Annotated in this window: 19 protein-coding genes and 1 riboswitch; of the genes, 1 reads left to right on the top strand and 18 read right to left on the bottom strand. The window is 50.3% G+C overall.

Features of this window, described 5'->3' with window-relative positions; genetic code table 11:
* Positions 1–19: 19 nt before the first annotated feature.
* Together AC1VOR_RS09720 and AC1VOR_RS09715 are read right to left on the bottom strand one after the other, a co-directional pair.
* Positions 20–550, bottom strand: a complete 531-nt coding sequence (locus tag AC1VOR_RS09720; RefSeq protein ID WP_482617418.1) for a tetratricopeptide repeat protein — start codon at positions 548–550, stop codon at positions 20–22.
* A gap of 56 nt (positions 551–606) precedes the next feature.
* Positions 607–915, bottom strand: a complete 309-nt coding sequence (locus AC1VOR_RS09715; RefSeq protein WP_482617694.1) for a nucleotide pyrophosphohydrolase — start codon at positions 913–915, stop codon at positions 607–609.
* Positions 916–1,127: 212 nt separating this feature from the next.
* On the opposite strand from AC1VOR_RS09715, the gene AC1VOR_RS09710 reads away from it, so the two are divergent.
* Positions 1,128–1,997 carry a YitT family protein gene (locus tag AC1VOR_RS09710; RefSeq protein ID WP_482617417.1) on the top strand — a complete coding sequence of 290 codons (870 nt, stop codon included), beginning with the start codon at positions 1,128–1,130 and terminating at the stop codon, positions 1,995–1,997.
* Positions 1,998–2,097: 100 nt separating this feature from the next.
* On the opposite strand, the gene AC1VOR_RS09705 is transcribed toward AC1VOR_RS09710, so the two are convergent.
* The 16 genes from AC1VOR_RS09705 to hisC form a co-directional block, all read right to left on the bottom strand.
* Positions 2,098–2,958 (bottom strand): sporulation protein YpjB, encoded by an 861-nt coding sequence (locus AC1VOR_RS09705; protein ID WP_482617416.1) that lies wholly within the window; start codon positions 2,956–2,958, stop codon positions 2,098–2,100.
* Between the two features lie 51 nt (positions 2,959–3,009).
* Entirely contained in the window at positions 3,010–3,636 is a 627-nt protein-coding gene (locus tag AC1VOR_RS09700; protein WP_482617693.1) for a DUF1405 domain-containing protein, read from the bottom strand.
* A 115-nt stretch (positions 3,637–3,751) separates the two neighbouring features.
* Positions 3,752–4,633, bottom strand: a complete 882-nt coding sequence (locus AC1VOR_RS09695; RefSeq protein ID WP_482617415.1) for a c-type cytochrome — start codon at positions 4,631–4,633, stop codon at positions 3,752–3,754.
* Positions 4,634–4,709: 76 nt separating this feature from the next.
* Positions 4,710–5,381: a menaquinol-cytochrome c reductase cytochrome b subunit gene (gene qcrB / locus AC1VOR_RS09690; RefSeq protein WP_059052549.1), complete on the bottom strand. Its 672-nt coding sequence runs from the start codon at positions 5,379–5,381 to the stop codon at positions 4,710–4,712.
* Positions 5,382–5,400: 19 nt separating this feature from the next.
* Complete coding sequence (locus AC1VOR_RS09685) at positions 5,401–5,943, bottom strand: Rieske (2Fe-2S) protein (RefSeq protein ID WP_482617414.1); 543 nt, start codon at positions 5,941–5,943, stop codon at positions 5,401–5,403.
* 172 nt (positions 5,944–6,115) lie between these two features.
* Positions 6,116–6,547, bottom strand: a complete 432-nt coding sequence (locus AC1VOR_RS09680; RefSeq protein ID WP_482617413.1) for a DUF2487 family protein — start codon at positions 6,545–6,547, stop codon at positions 6,116–6,118.
* Positions 6,548–6,674: 127 nt separating this feature from the next.
* On the bottom strand, positions 6,675–6,860 hold the full coding sequence (locus AC1VOR_RS09675) for an IDEAL domain-containing protein (RefSeq protein ID WP_482617412.1): 186 nt from the start codon (positions 6,858–6,860) through the stop codon (positions 6,675–6,677).
* Between the two features lie 161 nt (positions 6,861–7,021).
* Positions 7,022–8,107: a hypothetical protein gene (locus AC1VOR_RS09670; protein WP_482617411.1), complete on the bottom strand. Its 1,086-nt coding sequence runs from the start codon at positions 8,105–8,107 to the stop codon at positions 7,022–7,024.
* Positions 8,108–8,254: 147 nt separating this feature from the next.
* The gene (locus AC1VOR_RS09665; protein ID WP_482617410.1) at positions 8,255–8,854 is read right to left on the bottom strand and encodes a histidine phosphatase family protein; all 600 of its coding nucleotides are present in this window, start codon (positions 8,852–8,854) and stop codon (positions 8,255–8,257) included.
* Positions 8,855–8,924: 70 nt separating this feature from the next.
* Positions 8,925–9,527, bottom strand: coding sequence for an anti-sigma factor (locus tag AC1VOR_RS09660; protein ID WP_482617409.1), 603 nt, complete (start codon positions 9,525–9,527; stop codon positions 8,925–8,927).
* Positions 9,524–10,117 (bottom strand): RNA polymerase sigma factor, encoded by a 594-nt coding sequence (locus tag AC1VOR_RS09655; RefSeq protein ID WP_482617408.1) that lies wholly within the window; start codon positions 10,115–10,117, stop codon positions 9,524–9,526. The genes AC1VOR_RS09660 and AC1VOR_RS09655 overlap by 4 nt, the downstream gene beginning before the upstream one ends.
* Positions 10,118–10,435: 318 nt before the next feature.
* Positions 10,436–11,248 (bottom strand): bifunctional hydroxymethylpyrimidine kinase/phosphomethylpyrimidine kinase, encoded by an 813-nt coding sequence (gene thiD / locus AC1VOR_RS09650; RefSeq protein ID WP_482617407.1) that lies wholly within the window; start codon positions 11,246–11,248, stop codon positions 10,436–10,438.
* Positions 11,245–12,093, bottom strand: a complete 849-nt coding sequence (gene thiM, locus AC1VOR_RS09645; protein ID WP_482617406.1) for a hydroxyethylthiazole kinase — start codon at positions 12,091–12,093, stop codon at positions 11,245–11,247. The genes thiD and thiM overlap by 4 nt, the downstream gene beginning before the upstream one ends.
* Before the next feature lie 33 nt (positions 12,094–12,126).
* Complete coding sequence (gene tenA, locus AC1VOR_RS09640) at positions 12,127–12,834, bottom strand: thiaminase II (protein WP_482617405.1); 708 nt, start codon at positions 12,832–12,834, stop codon at positions 12,127–12,129.
* 164 nt (positions 12,835–12,998) lie between these two features.
* A riboswitch (TPP riboswitch) is annotated at positions 12,999–13,101 on the bottom strand.
* 278 nt (positions 13,102–13,379) lie between these two features.
* On the bottom strand, positions 13,380–14,468 hold the full coding sequence (locus tag AC1VOR_RS09635; protein WP_482617692.1) for a prephenate dehydrogenase: 1,089 nt from the start codon (positions 14,466–14,468) through the stop codon (positions 13,380–13,382).
* Positions 14,469–14,508: 40 nt separating this feature from the next.
* Positions 14,509–15,606: a histidinol-phosphate transaminase gene (gene hisC / locus AC1VOR_RS09630; RefSeq protein WP_482617404.1), complete on the bottom strand. Its 1,098-nt coding sequence runs from the start codon at positions 15,604–15,606 to the stop codon at positions 14,509–14,511.
* Positions 15,607–15,690 lie beyond the last annotated feature (84 nt).

Genomic DNA, 15,690 nt, shown 5'->3' with positions numbered 1-15,690 from the left:
AATCTCCTCACATTCTCTACTATGATGATTGTCTGAGCTTGGCCTTGAATCGTTGCTCCATTTCCTTTAATTGCGCAGCCACGGCAGGCTCCAGTGGAAGGGCAGCCGCTTCGTGTACCGCCTGCAATGCCTCAGAATAACGCTCCAGCTCGCCGTAAGCCACGGCAAGCCATACCTGCGCGTCTACCGATAGCGGGTCCAGTTCCACCGCCCGCTTCAGCATCCGCGATGCCGGCTCCGCTGCTGCTGGTCTCCGGCTCTCCGCCTCTTCAAGCTGCCGCTTGGCCATCCGGGTCAACTCCATGGATTGGAGCCGATCATAATGCAACCGATATTCCTCCAGCCCAGGGTCAAGGGCAGCCGCAAGCCGCGCATGCTGGAGCGCTTTATCCAGTCGACTGCTGCGGGCGCAGGTAATTGAATATCGGTAATGTATATCCGCATGATCCGGCTGAACGGCAAGTGCTCGCTCGAACCAATGCTGCGCCTGCTCGAAATCATTATCGTAAATGCTTCGGTAGGCCTTATGCAAATAATCCTCCGCCTTCATATGCTATCCCTCCTTACTGTAGGGATGATCCTGCTAACAGCATATGAAGAATACACCTATTCGGTGTTTTTTTTCGTCCAACGGTCCGCATCACGTGTGTTAAATTTATGCATGACCTTATTATGGGCCTCTGTCAGATCAATTCCCAAAGCGTTGGCAAAACAAATGGTAATGAACATAATATCGCCAAGCTCCAGCTCAATGGAATTATCCGGCTCATCCGTCTTCTTAGGCTTCTCACCAAAGGCGTGATTGACCTCGCGGGCCAATTCTCCGACCTCCTCAGTCATCCTTGCCAGCATGGCTAACGGACTAAAGTACCCTTCTTTGAATTGCGATATGTAACGGTCTACTTCGCGTTGCATCTCCGCGAGAGATTTGTCTTTGTCTGCTTCCAAGCCGAGATCCCTCCGTCATGTGTCCCGTTTTTCCCTATGTTAACGTAAGTAAGGGGCGAAAACAAATCATTTTTTAATCCACACGTAAAAAAGGTATACTAGGAAAGGTGGTTCCGATAGACCAGTTCACGCTGGCTGGAGGAGGCCAATTTTTTAACTTGAGATGGGTGTGAGAATGGATGAAGGCAAATCGAGTAACTGTTTTTCTAAAAACACTGCCACCTATTTTGCTGGGGACGGCCATCTACGCCTTTGGACTTCTCTACTTCATATTGCCCAACCAACTGATGGAAGGCGGTTTGACGGGCGTTACACTACTGCTCAACTATGCATTCGGGATTTCGCCCTCGTTATCAAACCTACTACTTAATATTCCTTTGTTCCTGCTTGGATGGAAGATCCTCGGGGGCAAGCAAATTGTTCTGACTGGCATCGGCATCGGCTCGTTGACCTTCTTTCTCTGGGTCTTTGAGCGCCTGATTAGGCAAGGCTGGATCGTCCCGTTCGCCACCGAAACGGATTATATTCTCGTCTCCTTATATGCAGGGGTCACGTTAGGGGCGGGGTTAGGGATCGTCTTTCGCTTTGGGGGCACGACCGGGGGCTCGGATATCATCGCAAGAATTTTTGGCCGCAAATATGGCTTTAGTATGGGGCAGGTCATCCTGACGCTGGATATTATCATCATTGGACTATCGTTGTTCTATATTAGGAAGGAAAATATTCTATACACGCTTGTAGCCGTATTTATCGCTTCCAGAGTCATCGATTTCATTCAGGAAGGGGCCTATTCAGCTAAGGCATTTACCATTATTAGCGATGAAGCCCCTGCTATTGCCGACATGATCACCAAAGAGATGGATCGTGGAGTTACGCTCATCCCTGCCATTGGCGCTTACTCCAAGCAAGCCAAGCATATGGCTTACTGTGTAGTATCACGTCAGGAGCTAAGGAGGCTGCAAAGCATTGTCAAATCCATCGACCCCAGGGCCTTTGTCATTATCAGCGATGTAAATGACGTGCATGGGGAAGGGTTCAGAGAAGAATAGCCGCCATATTAAACACCAATTCAACAGAGAGGGCCAGGGATTGCATACAATCCCTGGCCCTCTCTTTGACTTCCGGCTACTACGCAAGTCCCATACGCTACTACAGGCGATATTTAAAGCCTTCTTCCTTTGTACGCCTTACCGGCGTGACGTTCTGGTTACCCATGAACTTGCGAATTCCTGCATAGCCCAAAGCAAGCACGATCCACAAACCAATCATGCCGCTCCAATACCATGGGCTGTCCGGCCCTGTAATCGGCAAAAACACCGGCTCGTCACCCCGGCGACCAAACAACCCTTTGAGCGCACCTTCACCTTGTGCCAGCGCCTCGCGTAGTGCAGCCTCGTCCCAAGTCCGCTCTTGACTCAAGCGTCCCACATAAGACAACCACGAAGTAAATTGATTGATCTCGGGTGAGGAGCGCCGGATGATGGCTGCTGGACGGATCATTTCATAATGATGTTGCAGAGTTTGAAGCGCCGCACGAAGTGAGGCTGGTTTGCCTTCGGCGCGAGCTTTGCTCATTTGCTGCAAATCATGGGCCATCACCGTATAGTATTGCTGCCATAACGCATGCTCCGGGTGCAATAGACTATTGACGGCAAGACGCAGGCGAGCAGAGGATTCCGCCCATTCCTCGGGGTTCACCTCAGCCTTGGCCAATGTCGCCTTCGTGTCCATAATCGCTTCCGCTAGTGCGTGAATGCCTTCCACCGAGGTCAATCCCTGAAAGGACAAACCCTCTAGCGTAGCGATCAGCACCCCCATATCAGCCGCAGCCTCGCTGACACTGCCTTGCTGCATATGCGTGTACAGTTGCTCCGCTGCCGCTTCCAGTTGCTTCAGCTTCTCCCCGCGATCAGGCTCCTGGGCTAACGCCGATAGGCTCCATGTCAGCAGCGAAGCCAGCAGAATGAGTACGGCGGTCAGTCCCACCCTTCTCTTGAATTTCACGGACATCCCTCCCTTACCATCATGGTATGGCAGGCTGTCCCACGTTAGAACCGAAGGTCAGACCCTTTTGGACGCCCTTAACGCTATGAAGCCGGCTACCACGCTGGCAGCCGTTAATACAACCGTGAAGACTGCTACCGCAGGCACATCATCCCACAACGTTCTGGGCAACCACGGGTACACTCCGAAGGTGTAATCTACCCAATCGTTAAGGAAGGTCCACACGCCAGCACAAGCTAGCATAAACACTCCAAATTTATACAATCTGACGAACAGCAGAGCCTCCACAGCCATGGCCAGATGTGAGGCCACCAGCATTCCATCCTGCCACACCAGAGGACCTCCCTGAAAGGCACCGGCAAAGATCATGGCCACCGCCCAAACTCCATATTTCACGCTCGTTACCACCGCCAGACCTTCCAGTAAGGTGCGGATACGAACAAACTTGCCCAGCTTCCCCGGAAAGAGCAGGAACAGCAAGGTTAAGGTGAAGAACAAGCTTGCCGTTGGGCTATCTGGCACAAAGACAATCAGCCAGCGAGGATAATGATTCCACGTGTCTAACAATTGGGCATCATACCAGATGTAGCCATAAATAGTTCCCAGCAAATTACACAGGAACAAGGTCCATAACATCAAGCGCGAGGACAAAAAGGAGGTACTCCAAAAAGTGAATAGCTTCAACAACGTTCTTCCCTCTTCTTCTATAGAAATAGCCTGGCGTCAGCATCCACAGCAGACCTCAAGCTTAAAAAAACCTGACCGCAGACTACGATCAGGTTCTCACATATTTCCTATTTTACTGTTCTGATTTTTGTTTCGCAAGCCATTCCGCCAATTGGTCGATGTCCTGGTCTGTTAACCCTGCGCTGATCGCAGCATCATACACGGCCGGCATCTTGCCATTGTAGCCTTCCTTGATGATCGTCAGGATAGCTTCCTTGTCATGCTTATCGCCGACTCCACGCAAGGACGGAGCTCCTGCTCCCTTCAAATCAACGGCATGGCAGGATACGCAAGTGGCCTTCTTGTAAATCTCCATAGCTGGATCATCCGCATCGACAATAGCCACTTCCTCTTGCCGGATGGCACTGGAGGTCGGCAAGCCCTTCTCCCGCTTCTCACGCGCCTCTTCCTCACGCTGGATATGCTCCGGTAATTGTCCTCTCGCTTCCAACTCATGCTGATAATGCGTCCAGGCAAAGTTAGTCAGATACACGACGGCTGCGAGTGATAGAAGCATCAAGGATGAAGCAATCGGGCGTTTGTAGAAGCGCCGCTCCTTTCCTCGATCAAGGAATGGGGCGAGCATCAGCCCTCCGAAAGCAATCCCGGGAATGCCCATCGTCCCCAGTACAACAAAATCTCCAGAAGCATATGGATACTTCAAGTATTGATACAAAAATAAGAAATACCAGTCCGGCATCGGAATAACCGAAGCCGCAGGATTAGCGGGATAGCCTAGCGGAGCTGGCTCTGAAATCGTCAGCACCAGAAACCCTACCAGCACCACGACCCCTACCATCCATTCTTTCAGCAAAAAGTTAGGAATAAAAGCTTCCGATTTGCCGGGATATGCCGTGTAATCCGGTGGGGCAACAAACCCCTTCCCCTTACGGACACGCGAGTCGCCAACATATACGACCTTTTCCTTCTCTTTCGAGTTGTCCACATGAGCCATGTTCTTGTTCCCCTCCCTTCTTCATTCAGAGCTATAGAGGTTATTCAAAAAGTCATTTCGACTTTTGAACCCAGTCCTATAATGGACCGGAAATCCCTTGTCTGCGAATCATAATGAAATGGCCTACCAATAGGATTAATAGCACGGCCGGAAGGAAGAACACATGGATGGCGAAGAAGCGGGTTAACGTCTCCGCACCAACAATGCTGCCGCCCTGCAACAGCTCCTTCATCACCGGTCCAAGCACAGGCACCGAGTTGGCGATTTCCAGAGTTACCTTTGTAGCAAAGTAAGCTTTGTTGTCCCATGGGAGCAAATAACCGGTTAAGCCAAGCCCGATCATTACGAAGAAAATCAGCATCCCTACAACCCAGTTCATTTCACGCGGGGCTTTGTACGATCCGGTAAAGAATACGCGCAGCGTATGAAGAAACATCATCACAATGACCAAGCTGGCCCCCCAGTGATGCATTCCCCGTACAATTTGCCCGAAAGCGACCTGGGTTTGTAAATACTCCACGCTAGCATAAGCGTTAATGATGTCCGGGACGTAATACATCGTCAGGAACATCCCCGATAAAATTTGTATAACTGTGATAAAGAACGTTAATCCTCCAAAGCAATACACAAAAGCGGAGAAATGATGTGCCGGGTTAACATGCTCCGGAACCTCGTGATCGGCTACATCGCGCCAAATCGGCGTGATATCAAGACGTTCGTCTATCCAGTCGTATACGTTTTTAAACATCCGATTCTGCGCCCCCTCTTCATTTCACGATGGTGTTCGGGATAATATCCCCCAGATATACCCAGTCGTCCTTAATCATGACCTTATACTCGTCAAGCGGACTGGATGCAACCGCAAGTTGCTTACCTTCCTTGGTATAATGCGCACCATGGCAAGGGCAATGATATTCATCTGGAAAGTTGCGGTCACTGTCCCATCCCACTGTACATCCCAAATGCTTACAAATCGGTGAAAGCGCATAAATTTTTCCGCTCGCGTCTTTACGAATCCAGGCTGTGAGCTTGGACGTGCTCAAATACCATCCGTCCTGTTGTTTTAATTCAAAGTTAAATTCCTGTGGTTCATTCGTAATCTCCCGGGCCTCAACCACTTTGACGAAGTCGCCTTCCCCTTTCTTGTGCAGGATCGGATCAACCGCAAACCGAACCATAGGAAGTGCTACCCCGCCCATCATAAATGCGGTGGCTCCACCAAGCGTGTATGTAAGAAATTGCCGCCGGGACATTTCCTTGCGAGTAGGCGGTTTATGTAAAGATTCATGCGGGTCCTGCTGATGGCTCATAAGTCTTCAACCCCCTTTGCAAACAAAATTCCTGACGGTTCAATGACATTCATCACAAACCGCGGCAGACACATTTATCATATATTAGGCTTTTAAGACCGTCAAGAATTAGACACATTTTTTCCAAGTAACATTCCCAATCTATCACGAAATTGTCGTTAATTAGTCACATTTAAACATTGACATGCCCTTGCCATAATCGTTGGATTTCCGCCTTCACCCACTCTTCTGGTGTCCCGCCATCGATATCGGAAAAGCCGCGTGGGGACAAGATAAAATCGGCATCCGGCACAGCATCCTTAGGCCAATTCTCCTCCATGACAACCACGATGGAATAGACAAATCCGTTAGACTTGACATTTCGACAAATATCGTTAACGTTCTTCTCCAAATTTTCATTGCTGTATTGTACAGCCGGATAAGTAACAACTCTTCCCCTGAAAGGAATATCAATCATATCGATTAGCTTCTGAAGCCTTCTCAATTTCTCTGTGACTTCGGCGGGCGCCTCATGTCCCGTTAATCCAGTCACCGGAAGGAGACAAGTATCCAAGTAAGGCTGCAGCTCTTCCCAGGCAGCAGGCTCAATCTCGCTGAATTTCATAGGACGACCTCTTTTCTGATATATTTCTTCCCAAATTATATACATGCAGCCAAGACAATACCACCCGCTACCAAAAAAACCGCTCCAACCCATCACACATCATGATGGTCAGAGCGGTTCATTCAAGCTAACGTTCTTCCAATGTCTTCAGTTCATCCGTCAGGAGCCGGAAGGCAACCTCATCCCCCTGCGCCAAGGCGGAGTCAATCTCGCTGTAGATTTGTTCCGAGCGGTGTTTGCGAAGCGATTCGTCCCATATCATTTCCGCTGCCAAACTGAGCATTGCTTCATAAGTAACCTTCATTTGATCCATAGGATGCACCTCCAAACTATGGTTTAAGAGATTATGTCCGGCGCTGATAACCTGCTCCTACTAAAGCATATTCACCATTATCACCACCGTTTAGGGATAACCGCCCCCATTCTGACGAATATGCGCTTGCCCATCATAACGGTACAAACCTCGATATGTACTCAGGAAAGCCCTAGCTCAGCGATAACCGTCTGTCCAAAAGGAGTCGCCTGTACGTAACGCTCCCGCTGCTGATCCTCGCCAACGCGCACAATCCCCAAATGAAGCATCATCTGAATCAGGCGTTCCTCAAATATAGATGTAGGGGTATCGTAGAAGAAAGGCTTAATCAGGCATTCCACCCTCTCATACAACGAAGACAACGTCACCCAGTCCTTGGAACAGCATAAAATCCAGTAAATCAACGAAAGCAAGTTAGGGATCGGACCTTTGTATATTCTTAACCAAAAGCGGACGAATTGCATCATCGGCTCTTGGCGCTGCTCCGTTAAATACTCTCGGCCAGCCTCCGTTAACTCCAACGCATCAGCGTTCTCGCGAATCCAGCGGCAGTGATGGGCGTAATCGTATAACAGGGCCATGCGATTCGGGTAATCCCTGAACCTCCGACCGTAGCCAAACCGCCAACCTTTCCCGATTAAAGACTCGGATACATGCAAGGTCTCCATAAGCTGCAACTGATTTCTTCGATACATCACGCCTTCCCCGTTCAGGGGAATGTCATGACCCGCTACATACTGCAAGAGAAGTAACAAATCGGCAGCGAGCATATCAGGCTCCTCACGGTACATGAGCGGCTCCGGAGCCGCTTGTATTCCGCTGACAAAACGTCGTTCCAATACTTCGCGGAAGCGCCGCTTCAAATCCTCCGGAATTTCAAACAAGTAGCGAGTATGATGGGTGGTGCCGTTAAACAGCCAACCCCTCTGCCGAAACCGTGTAATCATATCTCTTGGACTTTCCCGCTCCTTGGCGTCTTCGGTAAACCGGGCTGCCTGAGCACAAGCTACCAGTTCCTCCAGACTGAATTGTCTGCGGCCATCAAATAACAACGTATTCAAAAAACGCAGGTCTTCCGGACTCATTTCACTCACATGACGGTCAATAAAATCTCTTCGGCTCACGGTCTGCAGGATGGACTGAATCAATTCATGCTTGGAATGTCCGCTGCATTCACATTGGTAATGATTAGCGATTCTACTAAGCTGTCCAATGTCCGTATACGTCAGCATATCTGCCAGATCCATCTTTCATCCCCTCGCGCCGTTTTAATCCCATTATGGGAAGCTTTTCCGGCATTTATTCCCAAACGGAGAAATTTCTATGCAGGATCAGGGTTAAATCGCTTTCGAACCTATAAAAAAACAAAAAAAATAAACCGGGCCACTGCCGATTTATTTCTTCTCCTCTATCATTTCCTGCAAATGACGGGTGCAATTGTATAACCGCATACCCCAATGCTCCGCTTGCTTCTCCAGAACGGTTAACGACAAATTGCCAATTCGCTCCATGTAAGTTTGCTCATACAGGGCAATGTATAGCTGGGCCAGCAAGCCACCGTGCGAGACCACAAGCACCTGCTTATCCGGATATCGCTGTGCCAGATCACTCATAAACGATAAGGCTCGCTCACGAATTGCCTCATCCTTCTCCTGCCCTAAATCCTGTTGATCCCAATCGATGCCCCAAAGCGTCTCACGTTCCGTATGAGTTAAGCCCTCAGCTTGACCAAACGCTTTCTCCATCAGACGTGAATCCGGGTCATACAACGGAATCTGCAATGCCTCGGCAATAATGCTTCCCGTCTCCTGTGCACGGGACAGGCCGCTTGTGATGACAAAGTCCCAGCGATACTCAGATTCTTCCTGCAATGGCCGGGCCAACCTTCTGGCTTGGCTACGACCTTCATCATTCAGCGGAATGTCACTTTGCCCTTGTATTCTCCCGGCCTGATTCCAATCGGTTAAGCCATGACGTACCAACCCTACCAACATAAGCATCCCCCTCAACATAAATAAACGCCCCTGCCGCCTCAAAAGCGGTAGAAGCGTCTAGCCTTCTTGGTTATCGTCTACTACGGCGCAATCCCTTCCATGAGACCAGTGCCAGCAGCATACCGCCCATGGATAACATCATCCAATATTGCGGGTAAGCAGGCCCCATCTGCACAGCAAACGGCTCTACGATTCCTCTTGATTCACCAGTTAACGAAAATGTTAAATCACCGTATATTTCGGCATTGCTCTCCGCAGCCGCTACCGCCGTCGGCAGTATGCCGGTTCTTGGTTCAGCCACTTGCTGCCCAGGCGTAACCTGATCCATCAGCATAAGCGCAGAGCTAAACAGGAATACGGCCAAGAAGCTTGCCGCCCAGATCATGACGCGCCTCCGGAATCGTCGGCTCACGCCACGCTTCACGTCAGGAGCGAGCCAAGGAGATTCGGCATAGATTCGATCCATAACCCGCCGATTAACCTCTTCTGCCTGCTCTTCCGTGACTCCCATTGGAGTGTACTGCAACATCTCCAGGCTTTCTTCCCATTGCCGATATTCCGCAGCACAGGAATCACAGCCCAGAAGATGCCACTCCAGCATCCGTCGCTGAGGATCTTGTTCGGGCAAATCTCGCATCAAGCCGAACAGTTCCTGGGCCTCTCTACAATTCATCTGCTTTTCATCCCTTCATATTGCTCGTAGATCGGTTCGTAAAAGTAGGGTTCAAGCTGACTCTTGACGCTGGTTCGCGCACGAAACAACAGCGACTTGACTGCACTGACGCTCTGTCCCAGGATATTTGCAATCTCCTGATAATCCAGTTGGTCATATTCGCGCAGAATCAAGGCGGAACGCTGCTTCTCCGGCAAATTGTTGATGGCCTCTCTCACCATACCAACCTTCTCGCTCCGCAGCACCGCTTGCTCTGGAACGGCCTCACTTGAAGCAACGGGTACATAACCGCTTTCGTCCAAGGAGATGTTGCCGCTTCTTTGCTTGCGAAGTTCACTTAATACGGTGTTACGAGCAATGGTGTACAACCAGGTCGAGAAAGAAGCATCCACCTCCCGGAAGGAGTGCAGGCTGCGAAATGCTTTGTAGAACGTTTCCGAGCATAAATCTTCAGCGAGCAGCTCCAAATGAGCGCTCTTCAACATGTGATAAACGAAGGCCAGTATCTTGCGCTGATATCTTCTCATCAGTTCCGAATAAAGCTCCGTATTGCCTTCCTTGATTTCACGAATCATTTGGGAATCCGTCATTTGGGTGCGATCCTCCTCGCGCTGCCATGGGCCTCTTCCCGTTCGATTCTTGTATCCATTATTACCGAACAGGGTCCGAAAAGTTGCGGTTTTCTATGTAATATCTATATAAATATTCAGATCATGGCGAAATTGAACTTACCAGCTTAACCAAACATTGCACATATTATACCACAGGACTTGGAATTAAAAAAACACTTCTCCGGGCTCAATTCAAGAGAAGCAGATTTTCCTGCTCTTTCCCCTTCATCCTAAAGCTTGCAGCAAAAGGCAGTTCTTGTTTCCACTCAACCAAGAACTGCCAATTAAATAGATAATTCACCGTGAGGCCCCTTGCAGGCGGTAAGCAAAATGGTTCGTAGGTCCTTGTCCCTGTCCCAAAGCCAGCTCATTCTCTATAGCTGCCTGAATAAAGGCCCGGGCAGTCATAACCGCCTGTAGATCTGCCACCCCCTTGGCCATTTCCGCCGTAATGGCTGCCGAGAAGGTGCAACCTGTGCCGTGCGTATGTCGCGTTGATATGCGCTTGCCAGCAAGCTCTGTAAATTCACTGCCGTCATAATACAAATCAATGACCTGCTCCCCGAGGTCGTCATGGCCACCCTTGATGACCACCTGCCGCGAGCCAAATTCGCAAATTCGCTTCGCTGCGTCACGCCGGTCAGCCATATTGTTGATCTCCATCCCGGAGAGAGCCTCCGCCTCCGGAATATTCGGTGTCACTATAGAAGCCAAAGGCAGCAGAGCTGTCTTTAACGCCTGCATCGCTTCCGGCTGCAGTAGAGATGCTCCACCCTTGGCAATCATCACCGGGTCCACAACCACACGGCTCCATCCAAAAGCTCCGATGCGCTCCGCCACCGCCTCAATGATCTCGGCGCTGAACAGCATGCCCGTCTTTACAGCGTCCACCCCCAAATCATGGCCAACGGCATCGATTTGCTCGGCTGCGGCAATAGGTGGTAACGGGTAGACCTTGGAGACACCCAGCGTATTCTGCACCGTAACAGCGGTTAGTGCTGACATGCCATACACTCCCAGCTCCTGGAAGGTCTTCAAGTCAGCTTGTATACCGGCTCCGCCACCGCTATCGGAGCCAGCGATGGTTAATGCTCGGGCAATCCGATTCATCCTACCCACCATCCTCCGGCGCCTGTTGCTTCATTCTCTCTCACCGCAGCATGCCCTTTCAGTGAATGTGGATGCAGCCTCGCCAGTTCATCCAGAAAAGCAATCTGGAAGCTACCCGGGCCGTATTGTGCCGTTCGCTCTGCCGCCCGGGAAGCAGCAGCTCCGTAGAAGGTTAACCCGGCGGTACCCGCGAGCAGCATATCTTGCTCTACCGCCGCAAAAGCTCCCAGCACCGACGTCAGAAGACAACCCGTGCCGGTGACCTGGGTCAACAAGACATCCCCCCCGCTGATGATACGGCAGCGTTGTCCGTCGGTAATGACATCCTCGAGTCCGGTCACGGCTACTGTTGTGTTCAAGGCCCTTGCAGCCTTTACCGCAAGCTCGGCCGCTTCTGTCCCTGAGCTATCACCGGCATCTACGCCCTTGATCTCGCGGGATTCCCCCACGAGATTGGCGATCTCTGCGGCATTTCCCCGCACCAGCGATACCTCCACTTTACGTAAAATACGCAGCGCTGATTCCGTACGGAAAGAGGTCGCCCCCGCCCCCACCGGATCAAGGAGCACCGGTACGCCATGGGTATTGGCTGATCGACCCGCAACAATCATGGCATCTACCTGTGGAGTGGACAACGTACCCAGGTTAAGCACGACTGCCCCCGCTATTTTCGCCATATCAGCCACCTCTTCCGGGGCATAGGCCATTACTGGTGAAGCCCCTAATGCATACAAGCCATTAGCTGTAAAATTAGTCACGACAACATTTGTCATATTGTGAACAAGCGGCTTTGCTTTCTGTACCTTTACGAGCAAATCCGAGCATTGCTTTTCCAGTGTATCCATAGGTTCCAACCTCTTTCCCGGTTTAGAGTTCAATTAACGCACAGTCAGGTTCTCCATCGACAATGACGCAGTCAGCGGCACCGGCCATTCCTCCAGCCTGTAGGCCATCTCCCAGAACTGATACTCCAGTTGGCAGCTTTGCAAGAAGTGCTCCGTCATCTTTCTCCGTTCCAGCGCATTGGAGGTCTCCGCCCAGCGGTCCAATGCCAGTCCAAAAGCTCCGGTCGCACCACCTGCCCGGCTGCCATAGAACTGCATCCAATCGTAGAAGGGATGCTCGGGAGTAGGCTGTACCTCGGCTAGCAATCTTTGACCGATCTCTACGTATGTCCATGGACAAGGGAGCAGCACAGCATAAATTTCTCCAAGACTGCCTTCATGAGCAACTGTTAGCATATGACGAATATAGTGATGTGCCGACGGAGCCAGCGGAAAGCCTTGCAAATCCTCGAACTTAGCCCCGGCCACCCGGCAGAAATTTTGATGCGGATGAATTTCACTGTTCAGAATAAATCCGATTTGCTCATGGAATATGGCCATCTCCTCACGGCTTGCACTCTTGGATATCGCAATACCGTAAATCCGCATGTAGGCATTCAGATATTCAAAGTCCTGTTTGACATAATGAATTAATTGCTCCCGTTCCAGTTGCCCTTCAGCAATTCCCGTCACAAAAGGGTGATTGAAAATAGCCTGAAAAATATCATCTGCTTGCCTGCGCAGTTCTTGGGCAAAGCTCATTCTTCCCCACCTCCAAATAAATGTTGTTGCATCCTATTCCAAGGGGATTTTAAAGCCCGACTTCGGCTGATACTCCGCTTCAAACCCAAGCAAAAAAGCCGCTCCCGTAGAGGGAGCGGCTTATAAATAGCAAACTTGGGATGAACTCCAAAGATGCATGAACGTCAAGACCGACTCCACTTTCCTACGCTAGTACGAACTAGATCAGGTTCAAAGGGTCCAAGATACTTCTTGTCTCAGCCGTTCACGGCTCCCCCAGTGGATTTGCTATGCAATTTAACTATTACTGTACCCATCTCTACACGGGATGTCAATCCTCTTCAGGCAAAATGAAAGCGCTAAAAAAAGTTGTTGACAGAATGAAAACGGATACATATAATAAAAGTACAGTATGGTTTCTCTCCACTCCTATCCAATAACTGCATGTTCTGAAAATGAACATGGGACCGCTCATAGAGCGGTCTTTTTTTTATCCCAATAGCCTTCTCCCTAGATAAAAACAGCGACTCTCCCGGATTGGAAGAATCGCTGTCCTGCGTGCCTGCTCATACATAAACGGTGTATCCCAACGACTGCAAATGCGCTTTGCCCCGCTCCATCTCCGACTCCTGACGGAAGGATAGACGCATCACGCCCGGCACGTCCTCACGGCTCTCAATAATTTGCATATTACTCAAGTTGATGTGACGAAGACCCAATTCCGTGGCAATCTGGCCGATAATTCCCGGGTGGTCAGGTACATCGATATAAAGATCGAACAAAGAGGTAATGGCCCCCTTACGACGTTCAGGCAGCTCCCCACGGAACTGATTAGCCGTTTGGAACGCCTCTTCAATACCTTCCCCGTTGCAATCCTCCAGAAGCTGAACAAAGCCTTCAATCTCACGATTCCAATCCTTAAGGAGCCCTAGCAGTACCTTGCGGTTGCTGAGCAAAATATCACGCCAAATCAGCGGATCGCTGGAAGCAATCCGGGTAATATCGCGGAAGCCACCAGCAGCCAGCAATCGATAAAGCTCGTTGTCTCCGTTGTAGCCACGCACTTGATTCACTAATGCTACGGCAATAATATGCGGCAAATGGCTAATCGCACCGACAATTTGATCATGCATGACCGGGTCAACGCGAACGATTTGGGCTTTGGTATACGATAACAACTGGGCAAGACGTACATAAGCTTCCTCCGGCACGTCCAGAGGTGGAGTCAACACATAGTAGGCGTTCTCAAATAATAAGGTTGAGGCCGCCTCCACTCCGGAGCGTTCCGAACCCGCCATCGGGTGTCCCCCAATGAAATGCACACTGGGGCTAACAAGAGTAGCCGCGCATGAAGCTACCGATGCCTTTGTACTGCCTACGTCCGTTACGATACAGCCCGGCTTTAGCGACATTCCGGACAACCTCTGCAAATATTCCTCCAGCTTCCCTACCGGTACACATAAAAAAATAAAATCGGCATCTTGCACCGCTTCTTCCATAGACAGGGTCGCCATGTCGACGACGCCACGTTCCTCCATCCGTTTCAGCGATTCCGGACGATGGGCATGCCCCACCACCGTAATCCCGGGCTTGCCCTTGAAGCAAAGCGCCAGTGAACCCCCGATTAGACCTACGCCAAAAATGGCAATTTTCATTGTCATATACGCTCACTCATTTTCTGCAAATAAAGTAGGATTACACCCGAGCCGCCGGCTTACCGAGCACTTGCTCCAGGGCGGTGACGAACTTGGCATTTTGTTCTGCGGAACCAACAGTGACCCGAACATAGCTTGGATATTTGGCAAATCCGCCGCGAATAATGATCCCCAGCTTCAACAAAGCATGGAACATTTCGCTTGCTGGACGCTGAACATCAACCATAATAAAATTGCCATGAGCCGGAAAATAGGATAAACCGAGGCGGTCAAACTGCTGATAAAGATAAGCGATACCTTCCCGATTTTTCTTCCGACATTCTTCAACAAATTGCTGATCGCGAAGCGCCGCCTTGGCCGCCGCCTGCCCAAAACGCGAGGTATTAAACGGCTCACGTACCTGGTTAATCAGTTTGATCACACTTGCCTGCCCAACTCCGTAGCCAATCCGCAACGATGCCAGACCGTAAATCTTCGAGAAAGTCCGTAGTACGACCAGATTTGGATATTTGTTCAGCAGTGAAATGCCACTTGGGTAATCCGCATCGGTCACATATTCCGCATAAGCCTCATCGAGCACCACCAGTACGTGCTCTGGCACCCGATCCAGGAATGCCTCCAATTCAGCACGAGTGACAATCGTCCCGGTCGGATTATTAGGATTGCATATCCAGACGACTTTGGTTTTTGCTCCGATAGCTGCCTGCATAGCTTCAAGATCGTGAGTACCTTCCTTCAAGGGAACTTCGATACTCACAGCACCTTCGATATCGGCATTGCTCTTATAAACGCTGAAGGTTTGATCAGCCATCACGTTCTCATCACCGGGCAGGAAGAAGGCCCGAGCAATCAGGGCAATGATCTCATCCGAGCCGCAGCCGAAAATAATCTGCTCCTTGGTTACACCTAGTTGCCCTGCTAGCAGCTCCGTTAGTTCGGCAGCACTGCCATCCGGATACAGGCTTATATTCGCCAGTTCCTGCGTAATTGCTGCCTGAACTTCCGGCGAGGAACCAAACGGATTCTCATTGGATGCCAGCTTGATGACTTCCTCAAGGCCAAGCTCTTTCTTAACTTCTTCAATCGGCTTGCCAGGTTGATACACCGGCAAATTCACGATCTGGGGTTTCGGTAGCATGGTAAATCCTCCTCATAACAATTCACATAAGTTGAACCCATGGTTTAGGCAAAGAAGCTTGTTATATCTTTTGAGTTCAACTTA

It is taken from the genome of Paenibacillus sp. 1SOY10, assembly GCF_056836745.1.
The sequence above is the reverse complement of the archived record's forward strand: the minus strand, read 5'-3'. Positions and strand labels throughout refer to the sequence as shown.

What these genes read in the sequence shown, in the direction of transcription:
- AC1VOR_RS09720 (WP_482617418.1), bottom strand. Translation starts at nt 550, where the DNA reads ATGAAGGCGGAGGATTATTTGCATAAGGCCTACCGAAGCATTTACGAT.
- AC1VOR_RS09715 (WP_482617694.1), bottom strand. Translation starts at nt 915, where the DNA reads ATGCAACGCGAAGTAGACCGTTACATATCGCAATTCAAAGAAGGGTAC.
- AC1VOR_RS09710 (WP_482617417.1), top strand. Translation starts at nt 1,128, where the DNA reads ATGAAGGCAAATCGAGTAACTGTTTTTCTAAAAACACTGCCACCTATT.
- AC1VOR_RS09705 (WP_482617416.1), bottom strand. Translation starts at nt 2,958, where the DNA reads ATGTCCGTGAAATTCAAGAGAAGGGTGGGACTGACCGCCGTACTCATT.
- AC1VOR_RS09695 (WP_482617415.1), bottom strand. Translation starts at nt 4,633, where the DNA reads ATGGCTCATGTGGACAACTCGAAAGAGAAGGAAAAGGTCGTATATGTT.
- qcrB (WP_059052549.1), bottom strand. Translation starts at nt 5,381, where the DNA reads ATGTTTAAAAACGTATACGACTGGATAGACGAACGTCTTGATATCACG.
- AC1VOR_RS09685 (WP_482617414.1), bottom strand. Translation starts at nt 5,943, where the DNA reads ATGAGCCATCAGCAGGACCCGCATGAATCTTTACATAAACCGCCTACT.
- AC1VOR_RS09680 (WP_482617413.1), bottom strand. Translation starts at nt 6,547, where the DNA reads ATGAAATTCAGCGAGATTGAGCCTGCTGCCTGGGAAGAGCTGCAGCCT.
- AC1VOR_RS09675 (WP_482617412.1), bottom strand. Translation starts at nt 6,860, where the DNA reads ATGGATCAAATGAAGGTTACTTATGAAGCAATGCTCAGTTTGGCAGCG.
- AC1VOR_RS09670 (WP_482617411.1), bottom strand. Translation starts at nt 8,107, where the DNA reads ATGGATCTGGCAGATATGCTGACGTATACGGACATTGGACAGCTTAGT.
- AC1VOR_RS09665 (WP_482617410.1), bottom strand. Translation starts at nt 8,854, where the DNA reads ATGTTGGTAGGGTTGGTACGTCATGGCTTAACCGATTGGAATCAGGCC.
- AC1VOR_RS09660 (WP_482617409.1), bottom strand. Translation starts at nt 9,527, where the DNA reads ATGAATTGTAGAGAGGCCCAGGAACTGTTCGGCTTGATGCGAGATTTG.
- AC1VOR_RS09655 (WP_482617408.1), bottom strand. Translation starts at nt 10,117, where the DNA reads ATGACGGATTCCCAAATGATTCGTGAAATCAAGGAAGGCAATACGGAG.
- thiD (WP_482617407.1), bottom strand. Translation starts at nt 11,248, where the DNA reads ATGAATCGGATTGCCCGAGCATTAACCATCGCTGGCTCCGATAGCGGT.
- thiM (WP_482617406.1), bottom strand. Translation starts at nt 12,093, where the DNA reads ATGGATACACTGGAAAAGCAATGCTCGGATTTGCTCGTAAAGGTACAG.
- tenA (WP_482617405.1), bottom strand. Translation starts at nt 12,834, where the DNA reads ATGAGCTTTGCCCAAGAACTGCGCAGGCAAGCAGATGATATTTTTCAG.
- AC1VOR_RS09635 (WP_482617692.1), bottom strand. Translation starts at nt 14,468, where the DNA reads ATGAAAATTGCCATTTTTGGCGTAGGTCTAATCGGGGGTTCACTGGCG.
- hisC (WP_482617404.1), bottom strand. Translation starts at nt 15,606, where the DNA reads ATGCTACCGAAACCCCAGATCGTGAATTTGCCGGTGTATCAACCTGGC.